Origin of the sequence: Collinsella sp. AM43-1 (genome assembly GCF_003467925.1) — a bacterium.
Taxonomy (GTDB): domain Bacteria; phylum Actinomycetota; class Coriobacteriia; order Coriobacteriales; family Coriobacteriaceae; genus Collinsella.
On the sequence record NZ_QSFR01000003.1, the window covers coordinates 5,353 to 21,149 of the forward strand.

The 15,797-nt window shown below is 60.3% G+C and carries 13 protein-coding genes; 2 read left to right on the forward strand and 11 right to left on the reverse strand.

What is annotated here, in order from left to right:
- From DW925_RS10175 to DW925_RS01855, 10 genes are all read right to left on the reverse strand, one after another.
- The coding region (locus tag DW925_RS10175) for a transposase (RefSeq protein ID WP_199577023.1) at nucleotides 1–538 on the reverse strand (538 nt) is incomplete at its 3' end.
- 591 nt (nucleotides 539–1,129) lie between these two features.
- Nucleotides 1,130–1,519, reverse strand: a complete 390-nt coding sequence (locus tag DW925_RS01815; RefSeq protein WP_117583779.1) for a metal-dependent transcriptional regulator — start codon at nucleotides 1,517–1,519, stop codon at nucleotides 1,130–1,132.
- A gap of 209 nt (nucleotides 1,520–1,728) precedes the next feature.
- A complete protein-coding gene (locus DW925_RS01820; protein WP_117790247.1) occupies nucleotides 1,729–2,499 on the reverse strand; it encodes a Cof-type HAD-IIB family hydrolase in 771 nt (256 codons plus the stop codon).
- 6 nt (nucleotides 2,500–2,505) lie between these two features.
- Entirely contained in the window at nucleotides 2,506–4,365 is a 1,860-nt protein-coding gene (locus DW925_RS01825; RefSeq protein ID WP_117790248.1) for an ABC-F family ATP-binding cassette domain-containing protein, read from the reverse strand.
- A gap of 205 nt (nucleotides 4,366–4,570) precedes the next feature.
- Nucleotides 4,571–5,443, reverse strand: a complete 873-nt coding sequence (pstB, locus tag DW925_RS01830) for a phosphate ABC transporter ATP-binding protein PstB (protein ID WP_199577024.1) — start codon at nucleotides 5,441–5,443, stop codon at nucleotides 4,571–4,573.
- On the reverse strand, nucleotides 5,440–6,366 hold the full coding sequence (gene pstA, locus DW925_RS01835; protein WP_199577025.1) for a phosphate ABC transporter permease PstA: 927 nt from the start codon (nucleotides 6,364–6,366) through the stop codon (nucleotides 5,440–5,442). The genes pstB and pstA overlap by 4 nt, the downstream gene beginning before the upstream one ends.
- The gene (gene pstC, locus DW925_RS01840) at nucleotides 6,359–7,267 is read right to left on the reverse strand and encodes a phosphate ABC transporter permease subunit PstC (protein WP_117790250.1); all 909 of its coding nucleotides are present in this window, start codon (nucleotides 7,265–7,267) and stop codon (nucleotides 6,359–6,361) included. The genes pstA and pstC overlap by 8 nt, the downstream gene beginning before the upstream one ends.
- A gap of 25 nt (nucleotides 7,268–7,292) precedes the next feature.
- Nucleotides 7,293–8,231 carry a phosphate ABC transporter substrate-binding protein gene (locus DW925_RS01845; RefSeq protein ID WP_117790251.1) on the reverse strand — a complete coding sequence of 313 codons (939 nt, stop codon included), beginning with the start codon at nucleotides 8,229–8,231 and terminating at the stop codon, nucleotides 7,293–7,295.
- A gap of 294 nt (nucleotides 8,232–8,525) precedes the next feature.
- Nucleotides 8,526–9,962, reverse strand: a complete 1,437-nt coding sequence (locus DW925_RS01850; protein ID WP_117790252.1) for a M20 family metallopeptidase — start codon at nucleotides 9,960–9,962, stop codon at nucleotides 8,526–8,528.
- 55 nt (nucleotides 9,963–10,017) lie between these two features.
- On the reverse strand, nucleotides 10,018–10,680 hold the full coding sequence (locus DW925_RS01855) for an HAD hydrolase-like protein (RefSeq protein WP_233524904.1): 663 nt from the start codon (nucleotides 10,678–10,680) through the stop codon (nucleotides 10,018–10,020).
- 156 nt (nucleotides 10,681–10,836) lie between these two features.
- On the opposite strand from DW925_RS01855, the gene DW925_RS01860 reads away from it, so the two are divergent.
- Together DW925_RS01860 and DW925_RS01870 are read left to right on the forward strand one after the other, a co-directional pair.
- Nucleotides 10,837–11,697, forward strand: coding sequence for a DegV family protein (locus tag DW925_RS01860; RefSeq protein ID WP_158556505.1), 861 nt, complete (start codon nucleotides 10,837–10,839; stop codon nucleotides 11,695–11,697).
- 741 nt (nucleotides 11,698–12,438) lie between these two features.
- On the forward strand, nucleotides 12,439–15,423 hold the full coding sequence (locus DW925_RS01870; RefSeq protein ID WP_158549276.1) for a DEAD/DEAH box helicase family protein: 2,985 nt from the start codon (nucleotides 12,439–12,441) through the stop codon (nucleotides 15,421–15,423).
- A 64-nt stretch (nucleotides 15,424–15,487) separates the two neighbouring features.
- Here DW925_RS01870 and DW925_RS01875 read toward each other — a convergent pair whose 3' ends face one another.
- The gene (locus DW925_RS01875) at nucleotides 15,488–15,796 is read right to left on the reverse strand and encodes a type II toxin-antitoxin system YafQ family toxin (protein ID WP_117583790.1); all 309 of its coding nucleotides are present in this window, start codon (nucleotides 15,794–15,796) and stop codon (nucleotides 15,488–15,490) included.
- Between the last annotated feature and the right edge of the window lies 1 nt (nucleotide 15,797).

A 15,797-nucleotide genomic window follows, 5' to 3' on the forward strand; every position in this document is an offset into this window, starting at 1 on the left:
TCGGCCCCGCCACCCCGCGGAACCTCGACCTGAGCCCCTCCGGCGCGGTGGTGAGCAGGGACCTCGCGGTGTTGATCGCCGAGGTCCGCGCCTTCACCGCCCCGGAGCGCGCCGCGAGCATGCAGCGCACCCCGTCGACCCACCCGTCCTGGCTCTTGGGGGTCCCGAGCTTTGAGCCGGACATCGCCGCGCGGGCGGCCCTCTCCGCGTCCGCCTCGTCGCACTTTCCCTGTCCCGGGCGCCTCCTCTGCGTCCTCGCCGGGGAGAGCGCCTCGCGCACGGGCATCCCCAGCGACGCGAGGTGCCTGGTGAGGCCCGCCCCGTAGGACGACGTCCCCTCCATCGCGACGCAGGCCGGCTCCCCGGCCGCCGCGATCGCCCCGGCGAGCGCCTCGTATCCCGCCGCGTCGGCGGGGAACTGGCGGGACAGGACCTTGCGGCCCCTCCAGTCGAGGACGTACAGCCAGTGCGAGTCGGCGTGGGTGTCGACCCCGCAGAAGACCGGCCCGCGGGCGCCGGGTGTCGATTCGGTTCTCATGTCTCGCTCCGTTCTTTCCGTGCTCGCCTGGACCGGGCAGACGGCACACTGACGGGGCGCGATAGAATGCGGTTGTTCGGGTCCGCGGTATCGCTCCATGCTCCTATTAGGTCATGCGGCGGTCTCGGCTCGCCGCGGGCCGCGCGGGACATGTCAGGAAACGAGGGCAGCCCTGTGGGCGCCAGCGGAATGTGGAGTCACCGCGCGGTCCGCATCTGATGGTGTCGACGTCAATGGTATACGGGTGCATCATCGACGTCTTCAATACAGAAGATATCAGTGCGGAATGTTTTCAAAACCAAGCCCGGACCCGGCCTGCGGTGACGTTGCTGGCGGTTCTTGGGCATCGCTTGCTGGCGGGGTTCCTTGTCTGAGTTGGACTTAGTTGATGGGGCTACTGGTCCCGGTCGCTGTCCCGCGCCTTTGGCGCGTGACAGCGCGCCTCTTTGGGAACGCAGAGATGGCTCAGCTGTGGTGGCGTCGCGCACCGATTGCTCCACTTTGGACTGCGTCGGACTCGCTGTTGTTCGAATCCCCTATCCCCTTTCGCTGGTTCGCGTTTTGCGCGAACTCCGCACTATTGGGGGTCAATTAGGCTTCCGTTGTTGGACCCGTCGCATCTTCCTTGCTCAACATCGCCCTCAGCTTCTCGAAGCTCTCCTCGCTCAGGCAATGCTCCATGTGGCAACCTTCTTGCGAGGCAACCTCTGCCGAAACGCCTGCTTCCTCGAGCAGCTCTACAAAAAAGCAGTGACGCTCCCACATTTGGCGGGCGACCTCAAGCCCTCGCTCCGTCAGGTGCACATCGCGCTTGCCCATTTCGACATAGCCGTTGCTTTCCAGCGTCGCCATGGCCTTGGAGACGCTTGCCTTGGTTACGCCAAGGTATTCGGCAACGTCAATCGAACGAACGGTACCCTGCCGTTCCGAGAGCACATAGATAGATTCGAGATAGTCTTCTCCAGATTCACGCAGGGCCATGGGCCGCCTTTCGCGATGGCTTCTAGTTAGCCTTTGGATACTTTTGCTTGATTTACTTTACCGCAAAAGTTGCCCATGTCTTACTACTTTGCCTAAAAGTTAGCCGTGTTTCACAAAACATGCGGGACGAAAACAAAATGGGGACGCCCCGCAAGGAGTGTCCCCAGCTGCCGGCAGAAAAGGAACGTCCCCAGATGCCGAATCCGCAGCTACAGCAGGCCAAAGTGTTTGGCGGCGTTGTAGATGCCGTCGTCGTCCACGGCGGTCGTCACGTAGGTCGCCACGGCCTTCACGGTATCCTGCGCGTTGCCCATGGCCACACTTGTGCCCACGGCCGAGAACATCGACAGGTCGTTCTCGCCGTCGCCAAAGGCGATCGCCTCGCTCGCGTCGATGCCCAAGCGCTCCAGCGTCGCCGCCACGCCCAGGTCCTTGCCGCCGTTAGCGGGAATAATATCGCAGAACAGATCGCACCAGCGCGTAGTGAGCGAATGCGACACGGAATCGGTCACGATATGCTCGTCGGCCGGATCAACAAAGGCGCAAAACTGGTAGACCGGCGCGTCAAAGGCGTGCTCAAACGGCTCCTCATGGTAGACAATCCCCGCGTTACTGCCAGCCGTCACCACGCGCTCGGACAGGCGGTTCACAAACGAATTCTCGCCCTGCATGCACAGCGAGTCGTAGCGCCCCTCGGCCACCTGGCCCACGATCACCGCAACGTCGTCCGGGTCAATCGGACAGCTGCGGTAAACCCCCTCGGCATCAAAGCAGCGCTGGCCCGAAAGCGTAATGTACGCATCCCAACCCAAGTCGAACAGCCAATCGGGCATCTGGTAGGTCGGGCGACCCGTAGCAATCACGCATGCGATCCCCTGCTCGTGAAAGCTATCGAGCACCCGCTGCGCCGACGCCGGAATCCGGTGCGTCTTAAAGCTCAGCAGCGTGCCGTCGATATCGAAAAACGCGGCTTTGATCATCCTCGTCTACTCCTCGCCCTCGAGCTTTTCGCTCGCCTCGAGCCATGCCATCTCCAGCTCGTCCATGGCGGCGTGGGCCTCGTCGATCTTTGCCTGCTGCTCGCCCAGCGCCGTGTAGTTGGTGGGATCGACCTGAGCCATCGCAGCCTCGGCCTCCTCCACGCGAGCGCGCTGCGTCTCCATCTTGCGCTCGAGCGAGCTCACCTCGCGGCGGAGCTTCTGGCGCTCGGCATTGGAAAGTCCGTTGGGCTGGCCGCTCGACTTGGGCTTTTCGGCTGCAACCGCTGCGGCGCCGGTGTCGAACGTGCCGGTCTTGGCGCTCGGCGCGCCCACGGGCTCGCCCTCGGCAGTAGCGTTGCACAGGCGCAGGTACTGGTCGACGCCGCCGGGCATATGCGTCAGATGACCGTCAAGCAGCGCCCACTGCTGGTCGGTCACGCGCTCCATCAAGAAGCGGTCGTGCGTCACCAGGATCAGCGTGCCCGGCCAGCCGTCGAGCAGGTCCTCGACAATCGCCAGCATGTCGGTATCCAAGTCGTTGCCGGGCTCGTCCAGGATAAGCACGTTGGGCTCGTCCAGGATCGTCAGCAGCAGCGACAGGCGACGGCGCTGGCCGCCCGAAAGATCGCCGATGCGGCTCCAGAGCTGCTGCGTCGTAAAGCCCAGGCGCTCGCAGAGCTTCTCGGGCGAGGTCTCCTTGCCGTCGATGACATAATACTTCTTATAGTTGCTCAGAACCTCGCGGATCCTGTCACCCATGTAGGGCTCGAGCTCCTCGAGCTGCTGCGACAGCACGCCAAAGCGCACCGTCTGGCCGATCTTCACGCGGCCGCGCAGGGGCGCGATCTTGCCCTGAATCACGTCGAGCAAGGTCGACTTGCCGGCGCCGTTCTCACCCAGCAGACCATAGCGGTCGCCCGCGCCGATAAGCCAGGTCACATCGGAGAGCACCTGCTTGGGCGCGCCGTCGGTATCGGCATAGCCGGCGTCCACGTCGATCACGTCGATGACCTGTTTGCCCAGGCGACTCACGGCGAGGCGCTTGAGCTCCAGCTCGTCGCGCACGGGCGGCACGTCGGCGATCAGCTCGCGGGCGGCTTCCACGCGAAACTTGGGCTTAGTGGAACGGGCCTGGGCGCCACGGCTCAGCCATGCAAGCTCCTTGCGCGCCATGTTGCGACGGCGCTCCTCGGTAACCGCGGCCATGCGGTCGCGCTCCACGCGCTGAAGGATATATGCGGAGTAACCGCCCTCGAAGGGGTCGACCTGGCCGTCGTGGACCTCCCACATGCTAGTGCAGACCTCGTCCAAGAACCAGCGATCGTGCGTGACCACGAGCATGGCGCCCTGGCCGCGCTGCCAGCGAGCCTTAAGATGGCGTGCAAGCCAGTTGATGGTACGCATGTCCAGGTGGTTGGTGGGCTCGTCGAGCATGAGCACGTCGTAGTCACCGATCAGCAGGCGCGCGAGGTCCACACGACGGCGCTGGCCGCCCGAAAGCTCGCCCACCATGCCCTCCCAGGGCACATCGCTAATAAGGCCAGCGAGGATCTGACGTGTACGCGGGCTCGAGGCCCACTCGTACTCAGGCGTGTCACCGACGACAGCATGATGCACGGTGTCGGTATCGACCAGGTTGTCCTTTTGGCCGAGCAGGCCGATCGTGGTGCCGCGGCGATGCGTCACGCGGCCGTCGTCGGGCTCCAGCGTGCCGGCGAGTACACTCAGCAGCGTCGACTTGCCGTCGCCGTTTTTGCCGACAATACCAATACGGTCGCCCTCGCCCACGCCGAGCGTTACGCTATTAAAAATATGCTTGGTGGGAAACTCTAGGCTGACGGAATCGCATCCCAAAAGAATCGCCATATGCCCTGCTCCTTCGTAGAAATTCAACGTTGTCCATGATAGCAGCGAGCCCCACCCCAAACCACCACGAAGGTGCCTGTCCCCTTTGTGGTGGTCGTTTCGGTCGCAGAGCAAAAAGGCGGGCCATCTCGTAAAAGAGATGACCCGCCTCTCCAATCAGTCCCGCGGCAACCGTGGCCGCCGCGGGCCTCAAGCATGTCCCGGACTAGGAGAACATGCCGGTGAGGTAATCATTCAGCCGCTTATCCTTGGGCCGTTGGAAAATCTCGTCGGTCTCGTCGTACTCGACCATATCGCCCATGTAGAAAAACGCCGTGCGGTTGGACACGCGCGACGCCTGCTCCATGTTGTGCGTCACGATGACGATGGCGCGGTCGGCCACGATCGACGACATGAGGTCCTCGATCGCCAGCGTCGAGATGGGGTCGAGCGCCGAGCAGGGCTCGTCAAACAGGATTACGTCGGGGTTGAGTGCCAGCGTGCGCGCGATGCACAAACGCTGCTGCTGACCGCCCGAAAGCGCGTAGGCGCTCTTGTCGAGCTTGTCCTTGACCTCGTCCCACAGGGCCGCACCGCGCAGGCTTTCCTCGACCATGCGATCGAGCTCGTCGCGGTCGGTGATGCCGTGGCGCTTGGGCGCAAACGTGATGTTGTCTCGAATGGACTTGCGGAAGGGGTTGGGCTGCTGAAACACCATGCCAATGGACCGGCGCAGCTCGTAGGTATTCTCGGTCTTGGTGTTCACGTTGCGTCCGCGGTAGCTGATCTCGCCCTCCACGCGGCAGCCGCGAATCTCGCGATTCATCAGGTTGAGGCTGCGCAAGAAGGTCGACTTGCCGCAGCCCGAAGGCCCGATGAGCGCCGCGATCTCACCCTTGTGGAAGTCGAGCGACGTATTGTGCAGCGCATGGTGGTCGCCATAGTACACGTTGACGTCCTTGGTGGAGAGCACGACCTCGTCGCTCACGGCCTTGCCGCTCACGCGAACACGTTTCTCGCTCTCCCCCACGCTCGACAAAAAGTCCTGGGTGTCGGACGATGCCGCCTCGGTTGCGGGCGTCGCATTCGTCTCGCTCATTCGGCCGTCATCCTCCTTGCCAGTTGCTTGCCCACGATACGGGCGACTACGTTAAACAGCAGCACGCAAATCATCAGCAGTGCCGCAGTGCCCCAGACGATCTGCTGGGCCTCGGGGCTGCCCTCGCCATAGATCTTGTAGATGTGCACGGCCAGCGACTCGCCGGGACGGAACACGTTCCAGGCGCAGGTGGGGCTCGACAGGTTAAAGCTCAAGAAGTTCAGGCGAACCGGCGAGCTCATGCCCGAGGTAAAGAGCAGCGCCGCGGCCTCGCCAAACACGCGGCCGGCCGAAAGCACGATGCCGGTCACGATGGCGGGCATGGCCTCGGGAATCAGGATGTGCAGTGTGGCCTCCCAGCGAGTGAGGCCCATGGCCAGGCATGCATCGCGCTGGGCCTGCGGCACGTCCTCGAGCGCCTGCTGAATCACGCGCACCAGGATGGGGATGTTGAACATGGTGAGCGCGACGGAGCCGGAGATGATGGAGTACTTCCAGCCCAGCTGCACCGAGAACACCAGAAAGCCGAACATGCCGACGACGATGGAGGGCAGCGAAGACAACGTCTCGATGGCGGTCGAGGCGATGTCGCGAATGGGACCGTCGGGCGCGTATTCAACTAGGAAGACCGCGCCGCCCAGGCTGATGGGCACCGAGATGATCAGGGTAATCAGCAGCAGATAGAACGAGTCGAACAGCTGGTAGAGCACGCCGCCCTGCGTTCCGTTGGCGCGTGCGGGCTGCGTGAGAAAGCCCGGCTGGAACAGCGTCGAGATACCCTCGAACAGGATGTAGGCCACCATGGAGACGACGATAAGCATGACGATGGCGACAATCGCCGTCAGCACGCCCGTGGCGATACGGTCTTGCCTTTGGACACGCCCGAGTCTCGCCTCGTCGATATGGATGCGCGTGCTAGCCACGAGCCTTCGCCCCCTTGCGGCCAATGAGATGGATGATCAGGATAAAGATGAGGCTCATGCCCATCAGCAGCAGGCCGAGCGCCCACAGGACGTCGTCCTGGGCCGAGCCCTCGGCATAGACCGCCATGGACGTGGTGAGCGTGGTGGTGATGGTAGACGCCGGCGACAGCAGCGACGTCGGCATGGCCTCGATGCCGCCAATGACCATGCGCACGGCGAGCGTCTCGCCAAAGGCGCGGGTCATGCCAAGGATGACTGCGGTCATGAGCGACGGCATGGCGGACTTGAGCACCACGTGCCAGATGGTCTGCCAGCGGGTGTAGCCCAGCGCGAGCGAACCCTGGCGGTAGCTATCGGGCACGGCGCGCAGGCCATCGACCGAAAGCGTGGTCATCGTCGGCAGAATCATGACTGCCAGCACGATAGCGCCGGGCAAGATACCCAGACCCGTGCTCACGTGGAAAACGCTCTTCATAAGACCGACGACCACGTGAAAACCGATCAGGCCAAAGACGACCGAGGGAATGCCGGTCAAAAGCTCAATCAGTGGTTGGAAGACCTTGGAACCAAACTTAGGCTGGATCTCGACCGCAAAGATGGCAGAGCCGATGGCGATGGGTAGCGCGATAAGCGTGGAGAGCACCATGACCGCAAACGAAGTGACGATCAGGGGCAGGGCGCCGGTATAGGGCAGACCGTTTTCGGCCGTGTTGGCCAGGTCCCACTTGGTGCCGGTAAAGAACTCGACGATCGAAACGCCGTCCTTGAGAAAAGCCGAGAGGCCCTTTTGGGCGACCATAAAGATGAGCGCGGCAACGACAAGCGTCACGAGCGCTACGCACGCGCCCGTGACGACTAGGCCCACGTTCTCAAGGTCGCGCTTTGGCAGCTGTTTTGCCATTGCAAACCTTTCCGGGGGCGATTACTTATTTAGAGGAGACCTTGCCGCTGGCGTCCTTGACGACCTTCATGGCAGAGACGGGGATAAAGCCCTGCTCCTCGACGAGCTTGCCCTGGACGTCGTCGGAGAGCATGAACTCCAGGAAGGCCTTGGTGGCCTCGTCGGCGTCCTTCGCGCAGTACATGTGCTCGGTAGCCCAAATCCTGAAGGAATCGTCGGTGACGTTTGCGCTCTTGGGCTCGACACCCTCGACCTTGATGGCGTTGAACTTGGAGTCGTCGAAGTGCGAGAAGTCGAGGTACGAGATGGCGTTGTCGGTGCTGCCCATCTGAGTCTGGACATCGCCGGACTTATCGAGCTCGGCGTCGCCCTTAAAGTCGACGGCCTCGTCGCCAAAGACGGCGGCCTCGAAGGTGGCGCGGGTGCCGGAGCCGGCCTTGCGGTTGAGAACGACGATCTTGGCGTCGTCGCCGCCGACCTCATTCCAGTTGGTAATCTGGCCGGAGAAGATGCCCTTGAGCTGCTCGAGGGACAGGTCGTCGACCGTGACGTTCTTGGAAACGACGGGGCCCATGCCCACGACGGCAACCTCGTGGTCGACGAGATTCTTGACCTGGTCGGCCTCGAGCTTGGTCTCGGCAAAGACGTCTGAGTTACCGATGGTAACGGTGCCGGCGGCAACAGCGGTCAGACCCTTGCCCGAACCGTTGCCCGAGCCGGAGACGGAGACGTCCGGGTTGGCGTCCATGAACTTCTCGGCAGCGGCCTCGACGAGAGCCTGGAACGAGGAGGCGCCGTCGTAGGTCACCTCGCCCGAGACGGACTCGGCAGCAGCGGCGCTACCCTTGTCGGCGGCGTCGGATTCGCCGGAGCCGCCGCAACCTACGAGACCGAGACCGACGATGCTGGCAAGACCACCAGCGAGGCCGAGGAACTGACGACGAGAATAAGCCTGATCGAGCATGATCTTCCTTTCATACATGCGACTCGCGGACACCCTGCCCGCTTTGCTGTTTGGAAAGATACGTCCCCGATCGGGCAGCGCCCGCGCCGACTGCTGTTTCTTACGGGCATTTGATAGACCCTTACCGCAAGCGCGGCCCAGCCTTTACAAACGAATAACAAACCCGCCGGCAAGCATGGCCAGCCTTTTACACCAATAAAAACAAAGTTGCGGTGAAATAGTTCCTGTTTGGCCATCAAATGGCCCATTCTAGGAACTATTCCACCGCAACTTAGATTGGGAAACCGCGAGACCTTAAAGCTCTAATTCATTCAAACGGAGGATCGCAACAATATAGATCTTGAGCGCCTGCTTGAGCTGGTCCTCGTTGGCGCACTCGTTGGGGCCGTGCATCTGGCCGCCCCATGCGGGCAGCTCCAGGCCGGTCTCCTCGGGGCCAAACGAGACGGCGCGGGCAAAGTTGCGCGCATACGTGCCGCCGCCCATGGCAAAGGGTTCGGCATGCTTGCCGGTGAACTCGTTATAGGTATCGATAAGCGCCTTCACGGCCGGATCGTCGGCAGACACCGAGAACGGCACCTTCGCGCGACCCAGCTGGCACGTCACGCCAAAACGGCCCACGAGCGGCTCGAGCTGCTCGCGGATGGTATCGGCACTCGTGCTGTCGGGGAAGCGCACGTCGATGACCTGCTCAATATGGCCATCCGCCACGCGGATGACGCCAGCGTTGCAGGTAAGCGGGCCAAACGCCGGACTCGTCGCATCGATACCTAGGCCGCGGCCATAGGCATCCGCATGCACAAAGGCCAGGAACTTGACGAACTCGTGCTCGGCAGGCGTCAGCAGGCGCTCGTCGCGTGCACCAAACGCGTCTTCGGCCTCGCGCAGATACGACACGATCAGGCCGACGGCGTTGATGGTGCCCTCAGGCATCGAAGCGTGGCCGCCAATACCGTGGGCGAAAATCTGCGCATGCCCGTTATCAAGCGCCGTGATCTCCAGGCGGTCGGCGTTCTCAACGGGCGCCGGCAGTTCATCGGCGGCAATCGCGAGCTCGCAGATGGACTGCGACGGAATGGCATTGCTCGCCTCGGAGCCGCTCCACGACACGATGCGCCCGCCGTCGATCTTGGGACTCACGAACGTCGCCCCAAACTGGCCCTTCTCGGCATTGCAGACCGGAAACTCGGCATCGGGCGTAAACAAAAAGTCGGGGTCTGCGTGGTTCTCCAGATAATGGTGAACGTCGGACATGCCCACTTCCTCATCGCAGCCCAGCAGCGCGCGGAAAGTATAGCGCGGGGTAATGCCGTGCTTGAGCAGATAGGCGCCGGCGTAGAGTGACAGCACCGCCGGACCCTTGTCGTCGATAACGCCGCGGCCGAGCAGCCAGCCCTCGCGACGCTCCAGCGCAAACGGGTCGGTGTTCCAACCCGGGCCGGCGGGCACCACGTCCACGTGGCAGATGGTCGCGAGCTGCTTGTCGCCGCGGCCAGGGATATCGGCAATGCCCACATAGCCCTCGTCGTCGCTCGTCTGATAGCCAAGCTTCTGCGCGATGCCGAGCGCACAGTCGAGCGCGTCACGGACCGGGCGGCCAAACGGCGCGCCGGGCTCTGCATCGGCAGAAACTGCCACGGACGGATAGCTCACCAGTTGCTCGATATCGGCGACGACATCTTCCCAGACCTCGTCAACATACTCGGCAACGCTCTGCTCCACCTGATTCATGGACGACCTCCTAACCCATGAGCGGCGATCACGCCCGCCCCTCACATTACGTCTATTAGATAGCGAAAAGTTTAGCAAGCTCGGCCACCGAGTGCACCACCGCATCGGCGCCCGCCGCCTCGTGCTCCCCCGGCGCCGCCGCACCCGAATAAATGCCGATGCACGGCACGCCCATCGCGTGCGCGCCCTCAACGTCGTTAAAACGGTCGCCGATCATCACAGCCTCGTCCGCGACCGCACCCAAGGCCGCCAACGCGTCGCGGACCGAATCGGCCTTGGTCTCGCGCCCCTGCGGCGGATTCATGCCAACCACCGCCTCAAACTGAGAAAGTCCCAGCTCTCCCACCATGTCGATACACTTCGCCTCCATGCGTGACGTTGCCACGGCCAAGCGATGTCCCTGCGCGACAAGGCCATCGAGCAGCTCGGGGATTCCGTCGAACACGGGATACTCTTCCGGTCCCAGCTCATCAAAAAAGGCACGGTACTCGTCAGCCACCACAAGCGACTCCTCGCGGGAGAAGCCATAAAAGTCGTGAAAGCTCTTCCACAGGGGCGGCCCGATCATGCGGCGCAGGTCACCCATCTGCGCCTCCGAAAACCCGCGCGCGGCCAACGTCTTGCGCGTCGAGGTCATCACCGCCCGGCCCGTATCGGCCACCGTGCCGTCAAAATCGAACAGCACAACCGGCCGCCTGCATATCTCCAACGCCTCCATCGGCATTCCTCTTCCCCAGTTGATGATTTCCACACCGACACTTCAAACTGTTGACTATTCAACAATTGAACCTAGAAATGTGGAATGACTCCACTATACTTGTCGCACTTTGCTCTCAGAAGGCGGCACGCAAGCGCCCCAATGAAAGGTGCAATTATGTCTTTTGCCATCATAACCGACTCCACGTCGGACATCTCCCCCGCCCGTGCTCAAGAGCTTGGCATTTACGTCATTCCGCTACATGTGATTATCGAGGGCGAGGACCTGCTCGACCAGGTGCAGATTACCGCCGAGGAATACGTCGCCCGCATGGCCGGCTCCGAGCAGCTGCCACACACCTCGCAGCCGAGCGCCGGCGAGTTCAAGGCACTCTTTGACCGCGTGCGCGCCGACGGCCACGATAGCGCGATCTTTATCTCGCTGTGCAGCGAATGGTCCGCCTGCTATTCCAACGCATGCCTGGTCGCCGAGACCCACGAGCTCGACGTGCGCTGCATCGATTCGCGCACTGGCTCGGGCGCCGAGGGCCTGCTGGTGGAGTACGCACTGGCCATGCGCGAAGACGGCCGCAGCTTGGACGAGACCGAGGCGCAGATCCGCGCGACGCTGCCCGACGCCCACCTGCTGCTGATTCCCCGCACGCTCGAGAACCTCGTTAAGAACGGCCGCGCGCCCAAGCTCGCCGGCCAGCTCACGCAGATGCTCAACATTCGCCTAGCCGTTTCGCCGGAGTGGCAGTCGGGCGAGATCAAGGCCATCAAAAAGGGCCGCGGCGCCAAGCGTATCGTCGCCAGCACCATGGCAGACTGCCTCACGTTTTTGGACGAGCACCCGGGCTCAAGCGTGCGCGTGCTCACGACCGGCGCCGCCGAGGAGCAGGAGCTCGTCAGCCAAGCGCTCGCGGGCCAAGACTACGTAGACGCCGGCACCGGCCCCATCGGCTGCATCATCGCCACCCATGTAGGCGTCGACGCAATAGCCATCAGCTACTGCCCCCACTACCAACCTGCCAATTAGGGACAGGTTTATTTTGGCAGGTTTTATCTGGGCAAACGTTAAACAGTAACAAAGGCTTGCCTGGCAAGATCGGACATGCCAAAGCCGTCGAACAACCGAAGTACACCCAGCCACAACAAAGCCATCACGCCGACGCGCCGCAACTCAAGGCGCGCCGGCGTCTTTTTAGGAGTCGCGGCGGAAAAGGGGCCGTTTTAGCCAAAAGGCCGCGAAACGCTTCCCATTACGCCGCAACTTCATTGCCGCCCAACCAGCCAATCGAGAAATTGGCGGCGATCGATGCTTTGTCCAACCCCCTTGCGATACCCTCTGGGCAAAAAATGGCAAATATGAGTACTGTTACCAGTTTAGTAACAGCGAAATCTGGCTGAATTTGCCGTCTTCCGCCAATTCCGAGCGTCATAAAGTCCCGAATCGCCATGTTTATAGGGTTGATTATATCCAATCCGAATCGATTGGTCTTAAATACTTTCCTGATGATATGTTACTGCTCAAACCACAGTACTCATATTTGCCATTTTTTGCCCACAGGGTCTATTCGAGGATAGTTTCCTGCGCCTCCAGCCCACCTCATGGCCGCCAAAACCCATTCAGCAACAGCTACCGCACATTTTGACATCAGCCAAACACCACTCACGGAGCTGTACTCCGCTATCGCCGAACCAAAATCAGAGCCGAGTCCCTTAAAAATCAAAATAACGTACCCTCATTTCAATGAACTCCGACAAGAACGGCATTTACATGAGCACCGTCACGCATCAATACGCCCTCATCGGGGGCACGCTATTCCAATTCAAGAAAATCGTCGCCCATGTATCGGAGCCGCACAGCCAAATCGTCATCTGCGGCAACGGTCCAGACATCCGTTACGCAACACTGGAAGAATGGGAGAAAGCTGGCGAATCTTTCGATAGACGGGCGCAGGTCGAGGGTGTCGTCACCAGTGCGAGCCCAGCGCGCGACAAACTCGAGCTCTTTCGCAATCTCTTTACTGGCCGCAAAGATGTTTACGCCCATGGGTACCGCAGAAAAGACGGGGGAATCGGCTATACGCCCGCCTGCGCAAACGAGTGGAAGTCAGGCATTTGTCCCAAAGCAAATCGTCAGAAAACCAAATGCGCTGAATGCGGCAACCGCGTCTTCCCCGAGTTGAGCGATACCGCGATCATCTCCCATTTCAAGGGCAGTGACGACAGACTCCGAGACGTCATAGGTCAATATGTTCTCGATAATGACAGCAACACAAAAGTCCTGGTCATCGACTTTGACGGAGCCGATTGGAAAGAAGCGACAAACGCCATTCGGCTTGTCGCAAAAAACCATGGAATCGATGCTGCAGTCGAGCGATCGAGATCAGGTAACGGCACACATGTCTGGTTTTTCTTCCTAGAGCTCACCAGCGCGAAGATCGCACGAGAATTTGGAAGCAGCCTTATCACCGAAGCGGCGGCGCTCAACAAGACAATCACCTTTGAAGCTTTTGACCGGATGCTGCCCGCACAGTCCACCATTCCTGAGGGAGGCTTTGGAAATCTCATAGCGCTGCCTTTTCAAGGAAAAGCGCAGCGAAAAGGGAACAGCGTATTTGTTGACGAGCAATTTGAGCCCTTTCCCGATCAATGGCTTTACCTTTCTCAAATCCAGTTAATCCCGCGCACGACGGTGCAAAATCTGATCGAGAGCATCGACAATAGGTCGCACGGAATAGCGGCTGCGACGGCGGCAAACACCGCCGCACCGCATTCCCAGAGGCCGCGAAAGCGGCTTCCGCTCACACCGCGGGACCTCCCGTCATCGCTGTCCGTCACGCAGGCCGATATGCTCTATATCCCCGAAAAATCTCTGAGTCCCGCAGCTCAAATGGAAGTCCGCAGGCTTGCAACATTTGCCAACCCAGAATTCTTCCGCGCGCAATCTATGCATCAATCGGTATTCGGCAAACCGCGGTACATAGACCTCAGCGAACTTAGAGACGGCTGCGTCGCGATTCCCAGAGGCTGCAAGACTCAGCTTGAGCGGCTGCTTCAAGAAGCCGGCGTTGCTGCCCACTATTCAGACAAGCGCCAGTCTGGAAATCCAATTGTAATGACATTTAAAGGGACTCTTCGCCCTGAACAGCAAATTGCCGCTGAACAAATGCTCGGCCATGAAGACGGGATCATGTCTGCACCGACGGGTTTCGGGAAAACCGTCATTGGAGCCTATCTTATTGCTGCCATCGGTCTTCCAGCGCTCGTCATCGTTCCCAAGACTGCGCTCATTGCCCAATGGAAAACCCAGCTCGAACGATTTCTCGACATCACGGACAACAGAGAGCCCGTCCGAACCCCAAAAGGACGAATCAGCAAAAGGCAGCCTCCGCTCATTGGTCAAATCGGAGGAGGCAAAACCGCCATAAGCCATCTCATCGACGTTGCTTCATTCCAGTCTTTGTCCAGCAAGGACCCCCAGACCGAAGAACCAATAGCCAAGGAGTTCGTTCGTGATTACGGCCTCATCATCTGTGATGAATGTCACCATGCAGCCGCACCACAGCTTGAGCTCGTCCTCAAGTCCGCTCCAGCCAAATATGTATACGGCCTTTCCGCGACGCCCGAACGCTCGGACGGACTCACGCGAGCACTCTCAATGCTCTGCGGCCCGCTTCGCCATGCCATTGATCCAAAAACGCAAGCAATCCAACAGGGAATTCAGCGCGTTGTTAGGCCGCGTTTTACCGGAGTTCGACTACCCGCCTACGAACCAGGGGCGTCCTTTAATCAAGTTCTCGATCTCCTGTGTGCGCACACAGCGAGAAACGAAGCAATTGTCGACGATGCCCTCGAGACCGCGTCAAACGGTCGACATCCGCTTGTGCTATCCAAAAGGAAAAAACATGCCGAAGAGCTATGTAGGCTGCTTCAAAGCCGCGGACACGAACCTATACTCTTAACCGGAGAAATCGACGCCAAAGAAAGAAAGGCAATACTGAACAGCCTTCCCGGCTTCGAGCATGAGCATCGAATTATCATCGCAACCGAAGGCCTTCTGAGCGAGGGTTTCGACCTGTCTTACCTTGACACTCTGCTCATTGCCACACCGATATCTTGGGACGGCAGCATAACGCAGCAGGCAGGCAGACTACATAGAAGTCACGAGGGCAAGCAGCGGGTTGAGATATTCGACTATGTTGATTTGTCGATACCCATGCTCGCGCGTATGTACCAGAAGAGACTCAAGACCTACGCAAAGCTAGGATATGAAGTCTTTGCAGCAAATGACAACAAACGGGCCGATCAAAACATCCTCGTTAGGCCGGCAAGGGCCGTGGAGGCCTTAGCGGATGACATCGCGCGCGCAACGAAAAGCATTTTTATTGCCGCGCCCTACGCATCCGCTGCATGCCTCGCAAAGCTCGCTGCCGTACTCACAGGCGCCGCCGCCCGTGGGATTGCCCTTGAGATTTCAATTGCCTCGACTCCGCACAATGACGTGAAAGCGATTTTTACCGAGATGAACGTCGACTATTCCATCAAAGCCGAAGGGCGCCTGTGCGCGTCAGTAATTGACGAGGAAACCGTCTGGTACGGAACCATTCCATTACTGGCCTTTCCTAAGAAAGAGGACTGCAGCATCCGTTTCAAAAGCAGCGAAGTTGCAGCCGAACTTTTAAGCGAAATCCAGCGAAGAGGAGAACCGGAGGTCGCAGCCACGAACGGGACGTCTCCAACAGTTACGGTGGAATAGGGGCCATTTTTGGCCAATCGGCCGCGAATCAATCCCTATTCCCCCGCGAATCATAAGCGAGCAATCAGCCCTGCGGGCCCTGGAATAGTTCCTCATGCGAGCCCATTCTGACCAGCCGGATCACAGGATTAGTCTTATGCGGCAAGTAGAGAACGACCACATCGACCAAGCCATCGGATAGATGGAAATCGATGTGGCCGTTGTAGTTGCCGCCCGGGTTTGAAAGCTCGTGGGCACCATATTCCGCGGGAAGCGAGCCGTGAGCCGCAAGCTCTGCGACTGCCGCCTTAAACTCGGTTTTTAGCTGCGGATGGATGCGCATCGTCCGTTTGTAATCCGCCTTAAACTGAGCCTCGACCTTAATCTCAAACATC

Coding starts and splice junctions, on each gene's coding strand:
- DW925_RS01875 (WP_117583790.1), bottom strand. CDS start 15,796: ATGTTTGAGATTAAGGTCGAGGCTCAGTTTAAGGCGGATTACAAACGG.
- DW925_RS01845 (WP_117790251.1), bottom strand. CDS start 8,231: ATGCTCGATCAGGCTTATTCTCGTCGTCAGTTCCTCGGCCTCGCTGGT.
- pstB (WP_199577024.1), bottom strand. CDS start 5,443: ATGAGCGAGACGAATGCGACGCCCGCAACCGAGGCGGCATCGTCCGAC.
- DW925_RS01820 (WP_117790247.1), bottom strand. CDS start 2,499: ATGATCAAAGCCGCGTTTTTCGATATCGACGGCACGCTGCTGAGCTTT.
- DW925_RS01855 (WP_233524904.1), bottom strand. CDS start 10,680: ATGGAGGCGTTGGAGATATGCAGGCGGCCGGTTGTGCTGTTCGATTTT.
- DW925_RS01825 (WP_117790248.1), bottom strand. CDS start 4,365: ATGGCGATTCTTTTGGGATGCGATTCCGTCAGCCTAGAGTTTCCCACC.
- DW925_RS01815 (WP_117583779.1), bottom strand. CDS start 1,519: ATGGCCCTGCGTGAATCTGGAGAAGACTATCTCGAATCTATCTATGTG.
- pstC (WP_117790250.1), bottom strand. CDS start 7,267: ATGGCAAAACAGCTGCCAAAGCGCGACCTTGAGAACGTGGGCCTAGTC.
- DW925_RS01870 (WP_158549276.1), top strand. CDS start 12,439: ATGAGCACCGTCACGCATCAATACGCCCTCATCGGGGGCACGCTATTC.
- DW925_RS01850 (WP_117790252.1), bottom strand. CDS start 9,962: ATGAATCAGGTGGAGCAGAGCGTTGCCGAGTATGTTGACGAGGTCTGG.
- DW925_RS01860 (WP_158556505.1), top strand. CDS start 10,837: ATGTCTTTTGCCATCATAACCGACTCCACGTCGGACATCTCCCCCGCC.